Below are 20,844 nucleotides of genomic sequence, written 5' to 3'. Positions count from 1 at the left end.
GCTAGGCGAAGGTGTAGTCCTCGACGGGGAAGTTCTGCGCCTCCTTGATGGCGTTCAGCGTCGAGGACGGCCGCAGCAGGGTCGCTTCCCCGTGCGGGTTGAAGTAGTAGCTGTTCGCCGGGGCGCAGTTCCCGAGGGTGAAGATCGAGTCGCCGAGGCGCTCGGTCATCCGGTCGAGGAACGCGTCGTTGGCCTCCTGCGTGACCTCGAACTCGGTCGCGCCCCGCTGCCGCATCGCGCCGAAGAGCCGGTCCATATGCCGCATCTGCGTCTCGATGGTGGTGAAATAGGACAGTCCCGAGTAGGAATACGGGCTGTTGAGCGAAACGAAGTTGGGGAACTTCGGGATCGCGACACCCTCGTAGGCCTGGAACCGGTTCTCCCGCCACCACTTCCCGAGATCCCGGCCACCGCGGCCGATGATCTCGACCGCCGGGAAGTTCGCCTCCCACAGGTCGAATCCGGTCGCCAGCACCAGGACGTCGATGTCACGGCGCTTCCCGTCCGCGGTCTCGATCCCGGTCTCGTCGATCTTCGCGATCGACGAGGTCTCCAGGTGCACGTGATCCTTGGTGAAGGCCGGGTAGTACTCGTTGGAGAACGTCGGGCGCTTGCAGCCGAACGAATAGCGCGGCGTCAGTTCCGCGCGCAGCCCCGGATCCCGCACCTGACGACGCAAGTGCGCCTGGCACCACAGCTTGCCGAGCCGGTTCGCCGCCGGCAGCTGCTTGTAGTGCAGCACACCGGAGACCATCATCAGTTCCAGCAGCGCGGTCCCGGTCAGCCGGGCGACCCGCTGGGTGAACGGGACAGCGGCGAAAGCGCGCCGGACGGCCTTGGGCACCGGGAAGTCCAGTTTGGGGCTCACCCAGATCGGGGTCCGCTGGTACACGGTGAGTTCCCGCGCGACCTTCGTGATCTCGGGGATCAGCTGGACCGCGGTCGCGCCGGTACCGATCACCGCGACGCGTTTGCCCGCGAGGTCGTAGCCGTCGTCCCAGGCGGTGGTGTGGATGACCTTGCCGCCGAAGGTGTCGATCCCGGCGATGTCGGGTTTCTTGGGCTGGGAAAGGAATCCTGTCGCGGTGAGGAGGTACTTCGCGGTGACCGGCTTGCCGTCGGCCAAGGAGACCGCCCAGTGCGCGTTCGCCTCGTCCCAGACGGCGCCGGTGACCACCGAGCCGAAGCGCATGTAGCGCCGCAGCCGGTACTTGTCCGCGACGTGCTCGGCGTACCGCTTGAGTTCCGCGCCCGGCGCGAAAAGGCGCGACCAGTGCGGGTTCGGCTCGAACGAGTACGAGTAGGTGGCCGACGGGATGTCGACGGCCAGCCCGGGATAGCGGTTCACGTGCCAGGTGCCGCCGAGATCGGACTCGCGTTCCAGGATGAGCAGGTTGCCGTAGCCGAGCCGGTTGAGCTGGATCGCCGCGCCCATCCCGCCGAAACCGGCCCCGACGACGACGGCGTCGTACTGCGTGGTCATGCGTTTTCCTCCCGCTGGGTGTCCTGGTGGAGGCGGGCGCGGTAGCCGTCCCGCTCCGGCGAATCGGCGCGCAGGGCCCGGTCGTCCCGGATCAGCCGCCGGAAGGCGTTGAGCGCCGGTTCGGGTGTCACGGCCGCGAGGGTGGCGAGCGCGCCGACGTAGCCGGGCACGGCGATCTCGGCGACCCGGCTGCGGACGGAATCCACGACGGCGTCGGCGATCCGGCCCGGTTTGACCTTCGGGATCGGCCGCATGTCGAGCCCGGAAGCGAGCGCGGTGTCGACCGCCGACGGCAGCACGGCGGAGATACTGATGCCGTGCGGCGCGTACTCCAGCCGGGTCGCCGCGGTCAGCCCGACGACGGCGAACTTGCTGGCGTTGTAGATCGCCAGCCCCTTGACGGGGAACTTCCCGGCCAGCGAAGCGACGTTGACGATGTGCCCGCGGCCGCGTTCCAGCATGCCGGGCAGGGCCAGCCGCATCCCGTGGACGACGCCGAAGACGTTGACCTCCATGGTCGCCCGGTTCAGCGCGTCGGGGAGGTCGAGGAACCCGCCGTTGGGCATGATCCCGGCGTTGTTGACGAGCACCGTGAGCGGTCCGTTCGCCTGCTCGGCGTCGCCGAGGAAGGCGGCGAACGAGGCCGCGTCGGCGACGTCGAGGTGATGCGCTGTCCCGCCGATGTCGGCGGCGGTGCGCTTCGCGGCTTCGAGGTCGAGATCGCCGATGGACACGCGTGCGCCGAGCGCGGCGAAGCGTTCCGCGGTCGCTCGGCCGATGCCCTGTCCCGCGCCGGTGATCGCCACGTGCGCACCGTCGAGGTCAAGGTCCGGGTACTTGCTCATGCGCGCACTCCCTCTCGTTCGAAAGCATCGGCGACCAGGCCGGGCGCCGTCCGCGATGCGGCGGCGAGCACGTGCTCCCGCCGCCGTCCGTCCATGAGGTTGGCGCCCATGGCGGCGAGATCGGCCGGTCCCGGTTCGATCCGGACCACCCGGACACCGGCCGCGCGCAGCCGCCGCGCCTCGTCGTCGACGCGCCTGGTCATCGCCGTCCGCAGCAGGCGTTCCAGCCGGACCGGACCGCGTGCCGGAGCCCCGCCCTCGCTGCTCATCGGCGCGATCAGCACGACTTCGCCGATGTCGCGGGTGAGCAGGAGATCGGCCGAGGTCGGGGAGATCGTCCCGCCGTCGAGCAGCGGGCGTCCGTCCACAACGGACGGAGGGAACCAGCCGGGGATCGCCCACGACGCGGCGATGGCCTCGCCGAGGCGGGCGGCCGGCGCGTCTGGCGAGCCGAGCGCGATCCGCTTCCCCGTCAGGTCCGCGGCCATGAGCCAGGTCGCGGGATGCGGGACCCAGCCGCCGGGCGCCAGCGCGTCCCCGAGTTCGCGGAGCCAGCTTGCGTCTCCCCTGCCCCGGGGCAGGAGTCCCGCGAGACCGGCGAGCGTGTCGACGTCCCGGCTCAGCGCGGCCCGGACCAGCCCGGCCGCGGGCCACCGCGGGGACGGCACCGGAGGGAGCCGGTGCGGAACCCGGCGGACGTGCGCGGCGACGACGGCATCGCCGCCGGGAGCGCCGGCCACCGCGTCGAGGATCGCCTTCGCCGGGATTCCCGCCCCGAGCATGGCCACCGTCTCGGCCCCCGCCGAGGTCCCGACCAGGACGTCCGCCTCACGCGGGTCCCAGCCTGCCCGGGTGTGCAGCGCGTCGAGGACCGCGGCGGTCCAGGCGAAGCCCAGGGTTCCGCCGCAGCCGAGCACCAGTGCCCTTGCGGAATGACGTGTCATTTTCGGAACGGTATGTCATTTGAACGCCCGAGGCAATAAGCTGACGGAATGACGACGGAGACCCCGGTCAGCAGGGCCGCACGGAAGAAGCAGGAACTACGGCGCGAGATCGTGGAGACCGCGTTCGACTGCTTCGCCGAACGCGGCTACCACGCGACCGGCATCGCCGACATCGCCGCGCGGCTGGGCATCGGGCACGGCACCTTCTACCGGTACTTCCAGAACAAGCGGGACATCGTCGACCACGTGATCACGGACCTGGTCGAGAAGGTGGTCGCCGCGCTGGCCGCGGACAACGCGCCGGACGCGGTCCACAGCCTGGCCGAATACCGCAGGCAGAGCGCCCGGATCGGTGACGCGCTCGCCCGGATCTTCGGCAGCGACCCCCGGATGGCCCGGTTCCTCCTACTCGAAGCGGCCGGCATCGACGCCGAGATGCGGGAACGGGTGATGGACTTCTACGAGACCACCGCCGAGCTGACCGCGGGCTATCTGCACCACGGTGTCCGCCTCGGGTATCTGCACGAGGACCTGGACGTGGACTCCACCGCCCGCGCGATCAACGGGATGATCCTCGCGTCGGTGCTCTCCGAGCTGCGCGACCCGTCGCCGGAAAGGCAGGCGGCGATGAGCCGGGCGGTCCGTCGTGTCATGTACGACGGAATCGCGGCACCCCGCTGAAGAACCGGCCGGCCGGTCCGGGTTGCGACGCACCAGTAGGCGGGGGCTGGGCGATACTGGCGGACAAGGTCCATGAAACCGGTTTTCGGGGCGTGGGTCTAGCAGCGAAAACGCAGACCGGCACCGACGAAAACGAAGGTCAGGATCCGCGCAGGGTCTGACTGGGTGACTCGCCGAAGGCAGCGCGGTACTGCACGCTGAACCGGCTGCCGTCCAGGAAGCCCCATTTCGCCGCGACCCGGGTGACCGTCGTCCCTTCGGCGGCATTGCTGAGCTCCGCACGGGCCCGGTCCATCCGGACCTGACGCAGATAGGCCATCGGCGTGGTGTCCAAATGCCGCCGGAACGCCAGCTGCAGGGCACGCACCGACACCCGGCAGGCGCGGGCGATGTCGGCGACGCCGAGGTCGAGATCGGGATTCGCCTCCAGGAAGGCGATCCCGCGGCGCACCGTTTCCGGGACGGCGTCCGTCCGGTCGCAAGGCCGGTCCTCGCCCGTGCCCTCGGTGAAGGTGTCCAGAGCCATGGCGGCCATCAGCCGCCCTGCCGCCCCGAGCACCAGCGGGCCGTTCTCCACCCCCGGTTCGGAGAACAACCCGGTGACGTATTCGACCGTCCTGCACCATCGCTGTGCCTTGATCAGGCTCACCGGCTTGTAACTCAACCGCTCGACCGCCTCGCCGTCCTGCGCCGGGTCGATCCCGACGAACAGGGGCAGGTCGATACCCGTGACTTGCAGCCGCGCACCGTGCAGGCCCGTCCGGTAGTCGTGACCGGGATGCGGGCCGGCGAACACGTCACCGGGGCCGAACCGGCGGTCGCTGAGACCGTCGTCGATCTCCAGCACACCGTTCAGCACCCGCAACAGCACCATCCTGCCCAGCGGCTGGACGACGACCTCCGTGGTCAGCGTGTTGTGCATGAAGTCGAAATGCACGTCCCCGATATCACAGCGGTTGTGCTCGAAAAGATAGTTTTCGACAGTCCCCCGCACTCGCAGCCGGTTGTCGCGGTAGGCCTCCGCGATCAGGGCCCGCGCCTGCTCCGGATCGGTGGTCGCGAATTCGGTCACCAACGGTTCATGCACCGGGCCACGCCTCCTTTCCGTTCACCGTAACGAAAAGTCCACCCGCCGGAACGCTACCGCCACTCGGCGGGCACTACCAGGCCGCATCGGGGTCATCCGGCTGGTCGGAATGGCTCCTTCGCGCGGTCGAGGATCGCCCTGGCGCGCAGTTCGACCGGCCTGTCCACCATCTGGCCGTCCGCCACGGCGACCGAACCGTCACCCACCAGCGCGACCACTCCCCTCGCCCACTCGATCTCGCCTGCCGACGGCGCCAGTTCCCGATCGGCGACGGCGACTTGGCATGGGTGCACGCAGAGTTTCCCGGTGAAACCCAGGGTCTTGGCGTGACCGAGGTCCGCGACGAGCGCAGCCTCGTCGTCGAGAGCCGTGGTCACGCCGTCGATCGGGGCCGCCCTGCCCGCGGCCGCCGCGGCGACGACGAGCGCGGATCGCGCGTACCGCAACGCCTCGTGCGACCGAGGGTCGACGCCGAGCTGCGCGGCCAGGTCGACACTGCCGAAAGCGGGCCGCACCACCGCGTCCGCGCCGCAGACCGCCACCGCCCTGGCGATCCCGGCCGCCGTTTCCACCAGCGGCAGAATCGGCACACCGGGCAGCCGTCCGGCGAGGGCGTCGATCTCGGCACGGTCTTCGGCCTTGGGCACCATCACCGCGAGCGCGCGTCCGACACTCGCGACATCCTCGTGGTACCAAGGAGTTCCGGCCGCGTTGATCCGGACAACGGCCTGATGCCCTTCCGCCAACCAGGCCCGGACGTGCTCGCGCGCGGCCTCTTTTCGATCGGGCGCGACGGCGTCTTCCAGGTCGAGGATCACGACGTCGGCGCCGCTGGCCGCGGCTTTGGCGAACCGGTCCGGCCGGTACCCCGGGACGAACAGGAAGGTCTTCGCACTGGTCAGGAAATCGCTCATCGGCGCACCGTTCCGGTCGCGGTCCGCCGTCCGTGGCGATCGCGGACAGTGGTGGCGGCCCCTTCCGCTCCGGCTTCGGCCCGGACGACCATGCCCTGATGGTCGAACAACGGTGAGACGAGACGGTAGTCGAAGGCCAGTTCCCCGCCGATCCCCTGTCGCCGTGCGGCCTCGGCCATCGCGAGCGCCTGCAACGGCCCGTGGGTGAGCAGCCCCGGATAGCCTTCGACATCCCGCGCGTAGTCGCGGTCGTAGTGGATGCGGTGCGCGTTGTAGGTCAGCGCCGAGAACCGGAACAGCAGCGTCGGCGAGACGTCGATCGCCCATTCGCCCTCGCTCACCGGGACCTCCGGCTCCTCGATGGCCGCCTCTGCCTGCCCGGAAGCGGCGTCGCGGTAGACGAGGTCCTGTTCCTCCTCGACCACGACTTCGCCGCCTTGGACGATCTTGTGGCCGGTGACGACGAAGGTCAGCCGTCCGGTGCGGCCCTGTTTCTCCTGGACGGAAAGCACTTCCGTGTGCCGGGTGGCGGGCAGCCCGCACCGCAGCGGCCCGAGCGTCCGCACCCGCCCACCCGCCCACATGCGACGGCGACCGGGCTCCGGCGGCGCGGGGATCGTGGCGCGGAACGGATGTCCGTCCGGCCCCAGATCGGCCTGCGCGGGCCGGTCCAGCAAGTAGAACCAGTGCCACAGCAAGGGCAGGCCGTCGCGGTCCAGATCCGGCATCTCGACGTCGAGCAGCGCGGCCAGCGCCTCCGCCGGGCCAGGCTGCAGGATTTCCTTCACGTCCGATCCTCTCCACCGGGGCCGAACTCGGCCCGGATCGACTCGTTGTGCGCTCCCAGCGCGGGGACCGGCCCCATGACCGGTTCCCTGCCGTCCACCTCGACCGGCGGCAGCAACGCCTCCAGCGGGCCGGCCGGGGTTTCCACCGCGCGCCAGCGGTTTCGCGCGGCCAGCTGTGGATGCCGGGTGAACTGCTCGGGTGTCCGCAGCCGGGCGTTGGCGATCCCGGCGCGCTCCAACAGGTCTCCGACCTCGTCCGCGGTCCGGCCTTCGAAGGTTTCCTCCAGGATCGCGGTGAGTTCGTCGTCGTTGCCGACGCGGTCGTCGTTGGTCCGGAAGCGCGGATCTTCGACGAGTTCGGGGCGCGCCAGGACATCCCGGCAGAGTACGACCCATTCCCGTTCACTTTGGACACTCAGGAAGACCTTGTCGTCCCTGGTGCTGTACGGCCCGTACGGCGAGATCGACGGATGCGCCGCGGCCGTGCGTCGTGGCGGTTCCTGCCCGTAGCGGGAGAAATAGGCGGGCTGGCTCATCCACTCGCCGAGCGAGTCGATCATCGCGACGTGCAGGCTCGCGCCCTCACCGGTGCGCTCGCGGTCGTACAACGCGGTGAGGATGCCGGTGTAGGCGTACATCCCGGTGGCGATGTCGGCGATCGAGATCCCCGCCTTGGCCGGGGTTTCCGGGGTGCCGGTGGACATCACGAGCCCGGTTTCACACTGCACCAGCAGGTCGTAGGCCTTCTTCGTCCGGTATGGACCTTCGGGCCCGTAGCCCGAGATCGAGCAGTGGATCAGCTCCGGGCGCTCCGCACGCAGCGTCCCGGCGTCGAGTCCGAGCCGTTCCACCGCTCCGGGCACGAGGTTCTGCACGAACACGTCCGCCCGGTCGATCATCGCGTCGAGCAGCGCCCGATCGGCCGGATCCTTGATGTCGAGCTCGACGCTTTCCTTGCCGCGGTTGAGCCAGACGAAGTAACTCGACTGCCCGTGGACGGTCCGGTCGTAGTCGCGGGCGAAGTCGCCGACGCCGCGGCGTTCGATCTTGATGACCCGGGCGCCGAGGTCGGCGAGCTGACGCGACGCGAACGGCGCGGCGACGGCCTGCTCCAGCGCGACGACGGTGATTCCCTTGAGTGGGTGGCGCATACTGCCTTCCTCGCTGTTCAGGACGGGATGCGGTGCCGTTCGATCAGCTGACGCGCGATCACGCCGCGCTGGATCTCGTTGGTGCCCTCACCGACGATCATCAGCGGCGCGTCACGGAAGTACCGCTCGACGTCGAACTCGGTCGAGTAGCCGTAGCCACCGTGGATCCGGACGGCGTCGAGCGCGATCTCCATCGCGGCCTCGGAGGCGAACAGTTTCGCCATCCCCGCCTCCAGGTCCGCGCGCTCGCCCGAGTCGTAACGCCGCGCCGCGTGGTGCACCAGCTGGCGCGCGGCCTCGAGCTTGGTCGCCATGTCCGCAAGATAGTTGCCGATCGACTGGTGCTGCCAGATCGGCTTGCCGAAACTCTCCCTTTCCTGGGCGTAGCGCAGGGAGTCTTCCAGCGCGGCCCGTCCGACGCCGAGCGCCCGGCAGGCGACCTGGATCCGGCCGATCTCCAGTCCTCGCATCATCTGGGCGAAGCCGCGCCCTTCCACGCCACCGAGCAGCGCCGTGGCCGGAGCACGGAAGTTGTCGAAGGAGAGCTCGCAGCTCTCGACGCCCTTGTAACCGAGCTTGGGCAGATCCCGTGAGACCTCGAAACCGGGCCCTTTCTCCACCAGCAGGATGGAGATCCCACGGTGCGCCGGTTCGGCGACGGGGTCGGTCTTGCACAGCAACGCGACCAGCTGGGACCGGCGCGCGTTGGTGATCCACGTCTTGCCGCCGTTGACGACGTACTCGTCGCCCTCGCGCCGCGCCGTGGTGCGGAGAGCCTGAAGGTCCGAGCCGCCACCGGGTTCGGTGAGCGCCATCGTCGCGCGGATCTCGCCTGTCGCCATCTTCGGCAGATAGGCGTCCTTCTGCTCCTGCGTGCCATAGGTGGCGAGCAGCTTCGCGACGACGCTGTGACCGCCCATCGCGCCGGCGAGGCTCATCCAGCCGCGCGAGAGTTCTTCGGTCACCAGCGCGTAGCACTGGGCGGAGACCTGGGTCTCGCCCCAGGGCTCGGGCACGGCCAGCCCGAAGACACCCATCGCCTTCATCTGGTCGATGAGCTTCTCGGGGTAGGTGTTCGTGTGGTCGAGCTCCTGCGCGACGGGCCGCACTTCGCGATCCACGAACTCGGCCACGAGCGCGACGATCGCGGTCTCTTCCTCGGTCATGGGACTATCATGAGCGATGATGGCAGCTTAAGTGAAATACCGAATAGTGATCGCTACATGCCGGACCGCGATGCGAAAGGGACGACGGTGGACTTCAAGCAGCTCAAGGCGTTGGTGACGGTCGCCGAGGTCGGCAGCGTGACCCGCGCGGCCGAACTGCTGCACCTGGTCCAGCCCGCGGTCACCCGCCAGATCCGCATCTTGGAGCAGGAGCTGGGCGTTTCGTTGTTCGAGCGGACCCGCCACGGGATGCGCCCGACCGAGGCGGGCGCGACGCTCGTCGAACGCGCCCGGCGGGCCCTCACCGAACTCGACCGGGCCCGGGCCGAACTGGCCCCGAAACCCGGGGTGGTCACCGGGATCGTCACGGTCGGCCTGCTGGAAAGCGCCGCCGAACGGCTCGCCGCGCCGCTGACCACGGCCGTGCTGCGCGACCATCCGGGGATAGAACTGCGGCTGCTCACCGCGTACTCGGGACATCTTCAACGGTGGATAGACGACGGCGACGTCGACCTGAGCCTGCTCTACAACCTGACCAGCACGCCGTCGCTCAACGTCCGTCCGCTGGTCCGCGAACGGCTGTGGGCGGTCGCTCCCCCGTCCGCCGGGCTGGATCCCGCGCGGCCCGTCCCGTTCGCCGAGGTGGCCGCGAATCCGCTGGTGATGCCATCCGAGGGGCACGCGCTGCGCACGCTCATCGACGGCGCGGCCCGCGAGGCGGGCGCCGAGACCGACGTCACCGTGCAGACCAACGCGATGACGCTGCAGAAACGCCTGGTGCTCGGCGGGCACGGCTGGACAATCCTGCCCGGCATCGGCATCGCCGCGGACGTCGCCGACGGCATCTTGAGCGCGGCGCCGGTCAGCGAACCGGAGGTCTGGCGCACCGTCGTCCTCGGCATGCCTAGGACCGGCCGGGTCACGCCCGCCGTCGACGCCGTCGCGCGGGCGCTGGTCCAGCAGATCCACCGGACCGTGCACGAGGGCGAGTGGCCCTCGGCGCGGCTCTGGGACGACCGAACAGGAGAAGGATGACCACGCTCCCCCGCACCGGCCACGCCGTCGCCGCGGACGGCACCCGGCTGGCGTACCAGTGGCACGGCACGGACAGGCCGCTCGTGCTGCTGGCCGGGCAGGCGAACGACCACACGTGGTGGGACCGCACACGCGGGGACTTCCCGAGCACGATCACCCTGGACTACCGCGGCACCGGGGCCAGCGACGCGCCCGACACTCCCTATTCCACAACGGGTTTCGCGGAGGACGTGATCGCTGTCCTCGACGAGCTCGAGATCGCCGAGGCCGACGTCTACGGCACTTCGATGGGCGGCCGCGTCGCACAGTGGGTCGCCGCGCGGTATCCCGGCCGGGTGCGACGGCTCGTCCTCGGCTGTACCTCGCCGGGCGGCACGCACGGTGTCGAGCGGTCGAACGACGTGCGGCTGGCACTCGCCCGGCGGTCCTCGGTGCAGGCGCGGGAAACCTTGGAAGACCTGATGTACACACCCGCCTGGCGTTCGCTGAATCCCGGGCCATACCGAGTGCTGGGGGCGCACGGCATGCCGCCACACGCTGTCCGGGGGCACCTCGTCGCGAGCAACACCCACGACGCCTGGGACGCACTTCCGACGATCACCGCCCCCACCCTGGTCCTCCACGGCGACGACGATCTGCTGGCGCCGCCGGCGAACGCGCCCCTGCTGACGGAGCGGATCCCGGACGCGCGCATGCACCTCTTCGCCGGTGCGCGGCACGCCTACTTCGACGAGTGCCGCCCCGAGGCGAGTGACCTGGTGAGCGACTTCCTGGACTAGCTCCCCGCTCCATGCCGACCGGACATGTACCCATCGCGGATTTCTCTTTCTCAACCGCAGGGATCACAGCTCATGATGGTCGGCAATCCCGGAGCGAAGGAGCTTCCCTTGCCGCACAAGAAACCCGGCGTCGTGGCGAACGTGGTCCGCGGCTGCCTCGGCAACCTGGTCGAGTGGTACGACTGGTTCGTCTACGCCTCGTTCAGCATCTACTTCGCGGCGAGTTTCTTCCCCCAGGGAAACCAGACGGCCCAGCTGCTGTCCACGGCCGTCGTGTTCGCGGTCGGCTTCCTGATGCGCCCGCTCGGCGGCTGGCTCCTGGGCCTCTACGCGGACAAATTCGGCCGGCGGGCGGCGCTGACGCTGTCCGTGACGTTGATGAGTTTCGGTTCGCTGACCATCGCCATCACGCCCGGCTACGCGTCGATCGGCATCCTCGCACCCGTGATCCTCGTCGTCGCCAGGCTCGCGCAAGGCCTCTCTGTCTGCGGCGAGTTCGGTTCGAGCGCGACGTACCTGTCCGAGATCGCCACTCCGGGGCGACGCGGCTTCTACTCGAGCTTCCAGTACGTCTCGATCACCGTCGGCCAGCTCGCGGCCCTGCTGGTGATGATCGTGATGCAGTCGCTGCTGACCGAAGCGCAGATGTACGCCTGGGGCTGGCGGATCCCGTTCGTGCTCGGCGCGGCCGCCGGACTCGTGGTGATGTACCTCCGCCGCAGCATGATGGAGTCGGAACACTTCCGACGCTCTCTGGCCGCCGGTTCGCCTGCCCGCGGCGGCCTGCGGGTCCTGCTGCGCTCGCACCGCCGCCAGGTCCTCGCCGTCCTCGGTCTCGCCATCGGCGGGACGGTGGCGTTCTACACCTTCACCAGCTACCTCCAGAAGTACATGGTGAACACGGCGGGAATCCCCAAACCGACCGCTTCGCTCATCGGTTTCGCCGCCCTGTTCCTGTTCATCTTCATGCAACCCGTCGCCGGCGCCCTCTCCGACCGCTGGGGCCGCCGCCCGGTCATGTTCGCCTTCTCCATCGGCGGAATGCTGCTGACCGTGCCGATCATGACCTTGGTGGGCAAGACCGGGAACCCGTGGATCGCCTTCCTGCTCATGATCACGGCGCTGGTGTTCCTCAGCGGCTACACGGCTCTTTCGGCGATCATCAAAGCGGAAATGTTCCCCACCAACGTCCGCGCCCTCGGCGTCGGCCTCCCGCACGCCCTGGCGACCGCCGTCTTCGGCGGACTCTCGGAGCCGATCGCCTTGGCGCTCAAGCAGGCTGGGCACGAGAGCGTGTTCTTCTGGTGGGTGACAGGTTGTATCGCGCTGACGTTCGTGGCGACTTTGGTGGTGCGGGAACCTTCGCGGGAGTCCGCTTTGGAGGTCTCGGCTTTGCCTGCTCGGGACTCTGTTGCCGGGTGAGGTTGTTGAGGGGTGGGCTGTGGTCGTTTTTCGGCAACGGCTTCGTGACGAACGGCGCTGCACCGTGGATGTATTGGCCGAAAGGTCCTGGCAGGAATGCTGTCTCCAATGTGGCGTTGGGGACATCCAGCATCCCCAACGCCACATTCGGGGCACCACGGTGACGCATGGCTGGGCATGTCGCGAAAGTGGCTTTCGCTACATGCCACATCTGCCTTTGGCCCAAGAGTTATCGGGTCGTGTCGGACCAGTGCTGCCGTGGCCGATTTCCGGCAACAGCGGCAGTTCGTCGCCACGGCTGCTGGCGGAGGCAGCGTGGTCGTGGTCGAATTTCGGCAACGGCTTCACAACAAGAGCGACGCCGCGCCATGGGCACGGCGACCAGAGTCCCGTCTGACAACACTCCCGTAGCCGATTTCCGACAACAGCCCACAACACCGGCAGTTCATCGACACGGCTACTAGCGGAGGCAGCATGGTCGTTTTTCGGCAACGGCTTCGCGACGAAGAGGCGCAGCACCGCGAGCACGGCAATCGGAGTGGTGTCGAACCAGCGTTCCCGTAGCCGATTTCCGGCAACGGCTCAGAACGGTGGCGGCACGTCGTCCGGAGACGCTGCCGGGCGAGGCTCGTGCAGGGGCGGTGGTTCGCTGTCGTAGCGCTGCCCGGTCGGGGTGGTGATGGTGAGGGTGCCGTCGGGGTCGAGGTGATAGATCCAGCCGGGTTCGTCTTTGAGGCGATGGTCGCGGCGGCAGAGATCGACAAGATCGGCGGCGTCGGTATGCCCGCCGTGCTGCCACGGCACCGCATGATCGAGATCGCAGGCCTGGGCGACACGGTGACAGCCGGGTCTTCGGCACTCCCGGTCCCGCACCCGCACAAACTCACCCAACCCAGCAGTAGGCCGATACCGCTCCCGCCCCAGATCAAGCACCTGCCCGGACAACGGGTCGGTGATGATCCGCCGCAGCACCGTACCCGCCCCGGTGGCGATCTCACGGGCCAATGCGGCCGGAATATGACCATGCCCGGCCAGCTCCGCCGGATCCTCGTTCAACCCGAGATAGGTAGTCAGGTCCATGTACAGGAACACCTCCGGCCGTTCCGCCTTCCCGCCCTGACCACCGAGGAGGAGGTCGAGCGCGACATCGGCGCGGAGTTGCTCGAGGGTGCGGGTCTCACCACCGGCCCGGAGCGCCCGTGCCTCCCGGTCGATGCGGGTGTACGCGGCGGCCACCTTCTCCACCGGACCGTCCTCGACCTCGATCGACGCCACCCCGGGCTCGCCGTGGCGCACCGTCAGACGGCGGCCCTGGCGATGGTGTTCGGTACGCCGCGCCGCCCCTTCCTTGTCCACGATCCCCGCCGCGTGACTCGCCGCTTTCCGGATCTGCTCGGTGTTCCTCCCCTCCAACCGATCCTCCAGCAACGCATCCACGGCGCGGGCGTTCTCGTCCGAGAGCCACGCGGTCGCCGCGGCGACCTTCGCCGCCCCCGCGCCACTCACCAACCCCCGGTCCATCAACCCCAGCGTCCGAGGAAGGCGGGTGGTCAACGCCTCCGCCGTGGACACCAGCGCCGCGGCATGACCGTCCACAACAGACAACGCGAACGCCACCTCCTGCACCACACTGGAGGCGCCATCGCGATGACGAGACAGCTGCGCGATCGCACGGAACCGGATCGCCTCCAACCGTGCGATATCCGCCGACGCCGCCTGCGCCAGTGCCACGCACGCCTCGTCATCGAGCGCGCGAGCATCAATGTTTTCCTTGAGGGAGGCCGAAAAGGCTGTGTTTGTGTCCACGTGCAGAACCGTACAACGCCCCACCGACAATTTCGGCCTTGAAGAAGGTCGCCGATTTCCGGCAACGGTCAATCCAGTTCGAGCAAACCCTCAGCACCGTTTTCCAGCTGCCGCGCGTACTTTTCCGACCGGGGAAGCATGGTTTTCTCATAAGCCGCAACAGCTTCACCGACACTCACAGAACCGGCCAGTGCGAGAGCGAGCTCGCAAGCGTCGAGCATGGCCAGATTGACACCGACGCCGAGCGGCGGCATCAGGTGGGCGGCATCGCCGAGCAAGGTCACCGACGGCGTGTGCTCCCACGTGTGCGGAACCGGCAGGACGAACAGCGGACGGTCCACATAGGGCCCGTCGTTGTCGGTGATCATCCGTAACATCGAAGGCGACCAGCCGGAAAACGCGTCGAGCAGCCGACTACGGATCTCCGAGGTGTCACGAGACCCGACCCAGTCCGCGGGCAGGCGCTGGATGATGTAGACCCGGATGTGGTCGCCGCTGTTGCGCTGGGCGAACAGGCAGCGGTCGCCGTCGGCCGCCATCGCGCCGCCCTGGCCGATGAGCGCGGCGAGTTCGGGGTGCGCGTTCTCGACGTCGTCGAACCAGGCCTCCAGGAAGGTGACCCCGGCGTATTCGGGCACCGCCGCCGACACCGCCGGGCGCACCCGTGACCACGCGCCGTCTGCGCCGATGACCAGATCCGTCTCGACGGTCGTCCCGTCGGTGAACCGCAGGCGACCCGGAAGCTCGACACTCTCCAGAACGGAACCCCACCGCACGGTGCCCGGCTCAAGCGAGTCCAGCAGCAGACCGCGGAGCTGGCCTCGGTCGATTTCCGGTTTGAACAGCTCCCCTTCGGACGGGACGTGGTGTTCCAAAAGCGTGCCCGCGGGGTCCAGCTTCCGCATCTCCTGCCCCTCCGGGCGGCAGAGCGCGAAGAACTCGTCGAGCAGGCCGGCTTCGCGCAGGGCCAGTTGCCCGTCCTCCGCGTGCAGGTCGAGGGTGCCGCCCTGGTTACGGGCCTGGGGATGCGGGTCGCGGTCGTAGACCGTCACGGGGACGCCGTGCTTCTGCAGGATGCGGGCGCAGGTCAGGCCGCCGGGGCCCGCTCCGATGATGCTGATCGTCATGTCTCCAGAAAAGCAGAACGAGTTGAAAAGTGCAATGAGTCAACTTAGTGACTGTGGCAACTCATGGGGTAGAGTGCGCTCATGGAGACACCGGGACGGCGTGAACGCAAGAAGGCGGCCACTCGCCAGGCGCTGGCGGACGCCGCCTTGAAGTTGTTCCTGGAGCGGGGCTACGACCAGGTGAGCATCCGCGACATCGCCGAGGCGGCCGACGTGTCGACGACGACGCTGTTCAAGCACTTCCCCGGCAAGGAAGCGCTGGTCTTCGACGAGTCCCAGGACCGCGAAGCGAACCTGATCGCCACCGTACGGGAGCGCGAAGCAGGCCAGAGCGTCGTCGAGGCGCTACGTCAGTACGTGCTCGCCACGTGGCTCCCGCTCACGGCCCATCCCCAGTACCCCGAGTTCACCGCGCTGGTGAGCGGCACTCCCGCGCTCCAGGAGTACGGCGAGCGCATGTGGACCCGGCACGCCGCGGCCCTCGGCGCCGCCATCGCCGAAGACGCCTGCGTCGATCCAGGCGACACCGCTTCCCGTGCGCTGGCGCGGTTCGTCCTGGACATCCCCGCGCTCACTCGCGGCAAGGAAGACCCCAGGAAGGCCGTCGAGGAGATCTTCGACCTCCTCGCCCACGGCTGGCGCTAGTCCTCTTCGGACGGACGGGAGCCGCGCAGCGAGCCCGGATGTGCCTTGGCGGCCGGATCGTTGCGGGTCTTGAGCAGGCTCGCCACCGTCACCACGACGAGAATGCCGATGATCACCGCGAGACTGACCGGCGTCGAGATCTCCGGAACGCTCTCGCTGATGTCCACGTGGGCCCAGTGCAGGATCAGCTTGATCCCGATGAACCCGAGGATCACCGCGAGCCCGGCCGACAGGTACACCAGGCGATCGAGCAGGCCCTTCACCAGGAAGTACAGCGCGCGCAGGCCCAGCAGGGCGAAGGCGTTGGCGGCGAAAACCAAGTACGGCTCGTCGGTGACGCCGAAGACCGCGGGGATCGAGTCCAGCGCGAACAGCAGGTCGATCCCGCCGATCGCGAGCAGCACCACCACCAGCGGCGTGCCCACCCGCTTCCCTTCGAGCCGGGTGAACAGCTTCCCGCCGTCGTACTCGGTGGACAGCGGCAGCAGGCGGCGCGCGGTCCGCACCACGACGTTGTTTTCGACGTCCGGATCCTCGTCCCGGTGCCGGAACAGTTGGACCCCGGTGTAGATCAGCAGCAACCCGAACAGCAGGAACATGAAGGAGAACAGCGAAAGCAGGGTGGCGCCGAGCGCGATGAAGATCCCGCGCATGATCAGCGCGACGACGATGCCGAACGTGAGTACCTTGTGCTGATGTTCTTCGGGCACCGCGAAGGTGCTCATGATGATCACGAAGACGAAGAGGTTGTCGACGGACAGGCTCTTCTCCACGATGTAACCCGCGAAGTACTGCTGCCCGAAGTCGCCGCCGTGCGCCAGCGTCAGCCAGACACCGAACGCCACGGCGACCAGGATGTAGCCGATGGACCAGGCCACCGCTTCGCCGAAACCGACCTTGTGCGGCCGCACGGCCGCGAGGATGAGGTCGAGTGCCAGGAGCCCGAGCACCAACCCGATCGTCAGAGTCCAGGTGAGGCCATCGATCTGGAGCATCCGGACCCTGTCTTTCGTTCGGCGGAGGTGCCCAGATCCTAAGTGCGACTCCCCCGGTCCGCATTCGCATGACCCGGCGCCGCGTCCAGTAGCGCGGCGAGCACGGTCTTGAGCAGAGGATGATCCGCGCTCCCCCGCCGGACGGCGGCGAACACGCGGCGCAGCGGCGGTTCGCCGCGCAACGGGACGGCGACGGCGCCGGGAACGCCGGTGAAAGCGTTGCGCGGCACCAAAGCCACGCCCTCACCCGCGGCGACCAGGGTGGTGATCGCGTGGAAGTCGTCGGAGACGTGCCGGATCTCCGGGTTGGCGCAAGCGATCATCAGCACGTCACGGCAGGGATTCCCGGGTTTCGGGGCGATCCAGTCGTCGTCGGCGAGTTCGTCGATGTCCACTTCGGACGCTTCCGCGAGCCGGTGCGCGGTGGGCAGCACGACGTCGAACGGCTCCACGTACAACGGGAACCGGGTGAGCCTGCTTTCATCCGTTCGTGGCGAGAGCCGGTACTCCTCGGTGATCGCCAGGTCGACCTCGCCGTCGAGCAGCAGCGGGATGCTCGCGTGCCCCTCGACGTCCTGCACCTGGATGGAGACCCCGGGCGAACCGGCGCGCAGGGAGGCGATGGCCGGCGCGACGACCATCGTGATCGCGGAGGCGAAGCTCGCCAGCCGCACCATCCCCCGCAGCCCGGAATCGAGCGCGGCCAGCGTGGCCCGCGCCCGTTCCAGTTCGGCGGCGACGGCGTTGGCGTGCACCACCATCAGCTCACCGGCGGGGGTCAGCGAAACCCGGCGGCCCCATCGGCGGAGCAGCTGCTGGCCGCACTCGGCTTCGAGGGCGGCCAGCTGCTGGGAGACCGCGGACGGCGTCAGGTGCAGCGCCTGGCCCGCCGCCGTCACGGTGCCGTGGTCGGCGAGTGCGCGCAGTACCCGCAGCCGTCGCGGATCGATCATTCACCCATCATGGACCTTGCCGTCACGAACGCGTCCACCGCACGGTTCACGTCGTCCGTCGAATGCGCGGCCGACATCTGGGTCCGGATCCGGGCCTTGCCGTGCGGCACCACCGGGTACGAGAAGCCGACCACGTAGATGCCCTGGTCGAGCAGCAGATCCGCCATCTTGCCCGCCTTGGCGGCGTCGCCGATCATCACCGGGATGATGGGGTGCTCACCCGGGAGCAGGTCGAAACCCGCCTCGGTCATCCGGCGCCTGAACAGCTCGGTGTTCGCCCGCAGCTTGGTCAGCAGCTCACCCGAGGAGTCCAGCAGTTCCAGTGTGGCGAGCGCGGCCGCGGTGATCGACGGCGCGAGCGAGTTCGAGAACAGGTACGGCCGCGAACGCTGCCGCAGCATCTCGACGATCTCCGCGCGGCCCGAGGTATAGCCGCCGCTCGCCCCGCCGAGCGCCTTGCCGAGGGTGCCGGTGAGGACGTCGACCTTGTCCTGCACGCCGAACAGCTCCGGCGTGCCGCGCCCGGTCGGGCCGGTGAAGCCGACGGCGTGCGAGTCGTCCACCATCACCAGCGCGTCGTAGCGCTCGGCCAGCTCGCAGATCTCGTCGAGCGGCGCGAGGTAGCCGTCCATGGAGAACACGCCGTCGGTGGCGATCATCCGGTACCGCGCACCGGAAGCCTCCTTGAGCCGGGCTTCCAGATCCGCGACGTCGCGGTTGCGGTAACGCATCCGCTTCGCCTTGCACAGCCGGACACCGTCGATGATCGACGCGTGGTTGAGCTCGTCGGAGATGATGACGTCCTGGTCGGTCAGCAACGTCTCGAAGAGCCCGGCATTGGCGTCGAAACACGAGCTGTAGAGGATCGTGTCCTCGGTGCCGAGAAACCCCGAGAGCTTCGCCTCGAGTTCCTTGTGCGGCTGCTGCGTCCCGCAGATGAACCGCACCGACGCCATGCCGAAGCCCCAGCGGTCCAGCGCCTCCTGCGCGGCCTTGACCAGCGTGGGGTGGTCGGCGAGGCCGAGGTAGTTGTTGGCGCAGAAGTTGAGGACGTCGCCCTCGGCGACACTGACCGAAGCCCGTTGCGGCCCCTGGATCACCCGCTCGCCCTTGTACAGCCCGGCTTCCCGGATCTCGGCGAGCCCGGCCTTGAGGTCGTCGCGCATCGCGCCGTACATCAGTTCTCCGTCCAATCCAGAATGACCTTGCCGCAGCGGCCTTCCCTGGCCGTCGCGAACGCCTTCTCGTACTCGGTGTAGCCGAACCGGTGGGTGATCACCGGCGAGATGTCCAGCCCGGCCTGCAGCAGCACGGACATCGAGTACCACGTCTCGAACATCTCGCGCCCGTAGATCCCCTTGATCTGGATCATCTTCAGCACCACGGACGCGATGTCGACCGACACGTCGGAGGCGGGCAGGCCGAGCAGCGCGACGCGGCCGCCGTGCGACATGTTCGAGATCATGTCGCGCAGCGCCTCGGGCCGTCCGCTCATCTCCATGCCGACGTCGAAGCCCTCGGCCATGCCGAGCCGTTCCTGCGCTTCGGCGATGGTCGAGGAGGAGACGTCCAGCGCGAGGTCGACGCCGACCTTGCGGGCCAGTTCCAGGCGGTGCTCGCTGACGTCGGTGACGACGACGTTGCGTGCCCCGGCGTGGCGCGCGATGGCGGCGGCCATGATGCCGATCGGGCCGGCGCCGGTGACCAGCACGTCCTCCCCGATGACGGGGAAGGACAGCGCGGTGTGCACGGCGTTGCCCAGCGGGTCGAAGATCGCGGCGATGTCGAGGTCGACCTTGGTGCGGTGCACCCAGGCGTTCATCTCGGGCAGGACTGCGTACTGCGCGAAAGCGCCGTCGGTGTGCACGCCGAGGCCCTTGGTCCGGGCGCACAGGTGACGGCGCCCCGCCTTGCAGTTGCGGCAGCTGCCGCAGACCAGATGCCCTTCGCCGCTGACCAGGTCACCGATCTTGACCGTCGTCACCGACCGGCCGATCTCGACCACCTCGCCGACGAACTCGTGCCCGATGACCAGCGGCGCGGCGATGGTGCGCGCCGCCCAGTCGTCCCAGGAGTCGATGTGCAGATCGGTACCGCAGATCCCGGCGCGCAGCACGCGGACCGCGACGTCGCCGGGGCCGACGACCGGGTCCGGCACGTCGGTGAGTTCAAGCCCTGGTGCTCGGTCGGCTTTGACCAATGCCTTCATGGCGCGAAGTCTGGCGCGGGGAGCGCTGTTCAGTCCATCGCGAGTTTCTGAAATCCCTCGTTAGCGTGCCTTCACAAGAGTGGCCGGAACGGCGGGAACCCCTGGCACGCGGACCACCACGAAGTCCGGCCGCGGTACCAGTTCGAACCCGATCGACTGATACAGGCGGATGGCCGAGGTGTTCCCCGCCGCCGCGTGCATCATCGGCCGCTCGCCCCGGGCCCGGATTCCCGCCGCCACCGCGCGGACGAGCCGGGTCGCCAGGCCTTGACCGCGATACGCGGGGTCGGTGCAGACGGCGCTGATCTCGGTCCAGCCGGGCGGGTGCAGCCGCTCCCCGGCCATCGCGATCAGGGCGCCGCCACGCCGGATTCCCAGGTATGTCCCCAGCTCGACGGTCCGCTTCCGGAACGGCCCGGGTTTGGTCCGCTCGACGAGGTCCAGCATCTCCGGGACGTCGTCCGGCCCCAGCCGGACGGCTTCGGGGTCTTCGGCGGCTTCGAGCGCGACGTCGACCAGCCGGACACCGGCGATCCTGTCGAGGACTTCCCAGTCCGCCGGGACGGGCAGGTCGTTGTGGACGGTGACCGTCTCGCCCGGGCTCGCCAGTGCGGCGACGTCGGCCCAGACACCGTCGTCCGGCTCGGGCGGCAGGGCGAAGAAGGGAGCGACGTCGACCTGATAGCGCAGGACCTGGCCCGAGCGTTCGGCGAAGCGGGCGTGCGGACCGGTCAGTGATGCCCAGACCGGATCGTCGAGAGGAGTGACCATGACGGCTGCGACACCGGCGGGCGGGCTTTCATTCCCGCTCCCG

20 protein-coding genes are annotated in these 20,844 nt (G+C 68.8%); 5 read left to right on the top strand and 15 right to left on the bottom strand.

The features are described 5' to 3' along the window. Position 1: 1 nt before the first annotated feature. Genes ACZ6YV_RS13625 through ACZ6YV_RS13615 form a run of 3 tightly spaced genes read right to left on the bottom strand, consistent with a single transcriptional unit; the run spans position 2 to position 3,272 of the window. Complete coding sequence (locus ACZ6YV_RS13625) at positions 2–1,483, bottom strand: flavin-containing monooxygenase (RefSeq protein ID WP_465509867.1); 1,482 nt, start codon at positions 1,481–1,483, stop codon at positions 2–4. Continuing rightward, positions 1,480–2,328, bottom strand: a complete 849-nt coding sequence (locus tag ACZ6YV_RS13620) for an SDR family oxidoreductase (protein ID WP_465509866.1) — start codon at positions 2,326–2,328, stop codon at positions 1,480–1,482. The genes ACZ6YV_RS13625 and ACZ6YV_RS13620 overlap by 4 nt, the downstream gene beginning before the upstream one ends. Next, positions 2,325–3,272, bottom strand: a complete 948-nt coding sequence (locus ACZ6YV_RS13615) for a patatin-like phospholipase family protein (protein WP_465509865.1) — start codon at positions 3,270–3,272, stop codon at positions 2,325–2,327. The genes ACZ6YV_RS13620 and ACZ6YV_RS13615 overlap by 4 nt, the downstream gene beginning before the upstream one ends. Positions 3,273–3,320: 48 nt before the next feature. Here ACZ6YV_RS13615 and ACZ6YV_RS13610 point away from each other — a divergent pair, with 48 nt between their 5' ends. Beyond that, positions 3,321–3,953, top strand: a complete 633-nt coding sequence (locus ACZ6YV_RS13610; protein ID WP_465509864.1) for a TetR/AcrR family transcriptional regulator — start codon at positions 3,321–3,323, stop codon at positions 3,951–3,953. Positions 3,954–4,092: 139 nt separating this feature from the next. Here ACZ6YV_RS13610 and ACZ6YV_RS13605 read toward each other — a convergent pair whose 3' ends face one another. The 5 genes from ACZ6YV_RS13605 to ACZ6YV_RS13585 all read right to left on the bottom strand — a co-directional run bounded on the left by ACZ6YV_RS13605 (position 4,093) and on the right by ACZ6YV_RS13585 (position 9,059). After that, a complete protein-coding gene (locus tag ACZ6YV_RS13605; protein WP_465509863.1) occupies positions 4,093–5,040 on the bottom strand; it encodes a helix-turn-helix transcriptional regulator in 948 nt (315 codons plus the stop codon). Positions 5,041–5,132: 92 nt separating this feature from the next. Continuing rightward, on the bottom strand, positions 5,133–5,954 hold the full coding sequence (locus tag ACZ6YV_RS13600) for an HpcH/HpaI aldolase/citrate lyase family protein (RefSeq protein ID WP_465509862.1): 822 nt from the start codon (positions 5,952–5,954) through the stop codon (positions 5,133–5,135). Continuing rightward, positions 5,951–6,742: an HTD2 family dehydratase gene (locus ACZ6YV_RS13595; protein WP_465509861.1), complete on the bottom strand. Its 792-nt coding sequence runs from the start codon at positions 6,740–6,742 to the stop codon at positions 5,951–5,953. Before ACZ6YV_RS13595 ends, ACZ6YV_RS13600 begins: the two co-directional genes overlap by 4 nt. After that, on the bottom strand, positions 6,739–7,893 hold the full coding sequence (locus tag ACZ6YV_RS13590; protein WP_465509860.1) for a CaiB/BaiF CoA transferase family protein: 1,155 nt from the start codon (positions 7,891–7,893) through the stop codon (positions 6,739–6,741). Before ACZ6YV_RS13590 ends, ACZ6YV_RS13595 begins: the two co-directional genes overlap by 4 nt. 17 nt (positions 7,894–7,910) lie before the next feature. Then, entirely contained in the window at positions 7,911–9,059 is a 1,149-nt protein-coding gene (locus ACZ6YV_RS13585) for an acyl-CoA dehydrogenase family protein (RefSeq protein ID WP_465509859.1), read from the bottom strand. 87 nt (positions 9,060–9,146) lie between these two features. Between ACZ6YV_RS13585 and ACZ6YV_RS13580 the strand changes: the two genes are divergently transcribed. The 3 genes from ACZ6YV_RS13580 to ACZ6YV_RS13570 all read left to right on the top strand — a co-directional run bounded on the left by ACZ6YV_RS13580 (position 9,147) and on the right by ACZ6YV_RS13570 (position 12,295). Then, positions 9,147–10,094: a LysR family transcriptional regulator gene (locus ACZ6YV_RS13580; RefSeq protein ID WP_465510185.1), complete on the top strand. Its 948-nt coding sequence runs from the start codon at positions 9,147–9,149 to the stop codon at positions 10,092–10,094. After that, positions 10,091–10,873 carry an alpha/beta fold hydrolase gene (locus tag ACZ6YV_RS13575; RefSeq protein ID WP_465509858.1) on the top strand — a complete coding sequence of 261 codons (783 nt, stop codon included), beginning with the start codon at positions 10,091–10,093 and terminating at the stop codon, positions 10,871–10,873. The genes ACZ6YV_RS13580 and ACZ6YV_RS13575 overlap by 4 nt, the downstream gene beginning before the upstream one ends. 72 nt (positions 10,874–10,945) lie before the next feature. After that, positions 10,946–12,295: an MFS transporter gene (locus tag ACZ6YV_RS13570; RefSeq protein ID WP_465509857.1), complete on the top strand. Its 1,350-nt coding sequence runs from the start codon at positions 10,946–10,948 to the stop codon at positions 12,293–12,295. Positions 12,296–12,877: 582 nt separating this feature from the next. Here the strand turns inward: ACZ6YV_RS13570 and ACZ6YV_RS13565 are convergent. Together ACZ6YV_RS13565 and ACZ6YV_RS13560 are read right to left on the bottom strand one after the other, a co-directional pair. Further along, positions 12,878–14,101 carry an HNH endonuclease signature motif containing protein gene (locus tag ACZ6YV_RS13565; RefSeq protein WP_465510184.1) on the bottom strand — a complete coding sequence of 408 codons (1,224 nt, stop codon included), beginning with the start codon at positions 14,099–14,101 and terminating at the stop codon, positions 12,878–12,880. Between the two features lie 68 nt (positions 14,102–14,169). Further along, positions 14,170–15,228 carry an FAD-dependent oxidoreductase gene (locus tag ACZ6YV_RS13560; protein WP_465509856.1) on the bottom strand — a complete coding sequence of 353 codons (1,059 nt, stop codon included), beginning with the start codon at positions 15,226–15,228 and terminating at the stop codon, positions 14,170–14,172. A gap of 81 nt (positions 15,229–15,309) precedes the next feature. Between ACZ6YV_RS13560 and ACZ6YV_RS13555 the strand changes: the two genes are divergently transcribed. Next, positions 15,310–15,873 (top strand): TetR/AcrR family transcriptional regulator, encoded by a 564-nt coding sequence (locus ACZ6YV_RS13555; protein WP_465509855.1) that lies wholly within the window; start codon positions 15,310–15,312, stop codon positions 15,871–15,873. On the opposite strand, the gene ACZ6YV_RS13550 is transcribed toward ACZ6YV_RS13555, so the two are convergent. Genes ACZ6YV_RS13550 through ACZ6YV_RS13530 form a run of 5 tightly spaced genes read right to left on the bottom strand, consistent with a single transcriptional unit; the run spans position 15,870 to position 20,801 of the window. Next, positions 15,870–16,868, bottom strand: a complete 999-nt coding sequence (locus ACZ6YV_RS13550) for a TerC/Alx family metal homeostasis membrane protein (protein ID WP_465509854.1) — start codon at positions 16,866–16,868, stop codon at positions 15,870–15,872. The genes ACZ6YV_RS13555 and ACZ6YV_RS13550 overlap by 4 nt on opposite strands. Before the next feature lie 38 nt (positions 16,869–16,906). After that, positions 16,907–17,821, bottom strand: a complete 915-nt coding sequence (locus ACZ6YV_RS13545; RefSeq protein WP_465509853.1) for a LysR family transcriptional regulator — start codon at positions 17,819–17,821, stop codon at positions 16,907–16,909. Then, entirely contained in the window at positions 17,818–18,999 is a 1,182-nt protein-coding gene (locus tag ACZ6YV_RS13540) for a glycine C-acetyltransferase (RefSeq protein ID WP_465510183.1), read from the bottom strand. The genes ACZ6YV_RS13545 and ACZ6YV_RS13540 overlap by 4 nt, the downstream gene beginning before the upstream one ends. Further along, positions 18,999–20,030 (bottom strand): L-threonine 3-dehydrogenase, encoded by a 1,032-nt coding sequence (gene tdh / locus ACZ6YV_RS13535; protein ID WP_465509852.1) that lies wholly within the window; start codon positions 20,028–20,030, stop codon positions 18,999–19,001. Before tdh ends, ACZ6YV_RS13540 begins: the two co-directional genes overlap by 1 nt. Positions 20,031–20,090: 60 nt before the next feature. Further along, positions 20,091–20,801 (bottom strand): GNAT family N-acetyltransferase, encoded by a 711-nt coding sequence (locus tag ACZ6YV_RS13530; protein WP_465509851.1) that lies wholly within the window; start codon positions 20,799–20,801, stop codon positions 20,091–20,093. Positions 20,802–20,844: the final 43 nt, after the last annotated feature.

The organism is Amycolatopsis sp. NPDC102522 (assembly GCF_055584485.1).
This window is presented reverse-complemented; position numbering and strand designations above follow the sequence as displayed.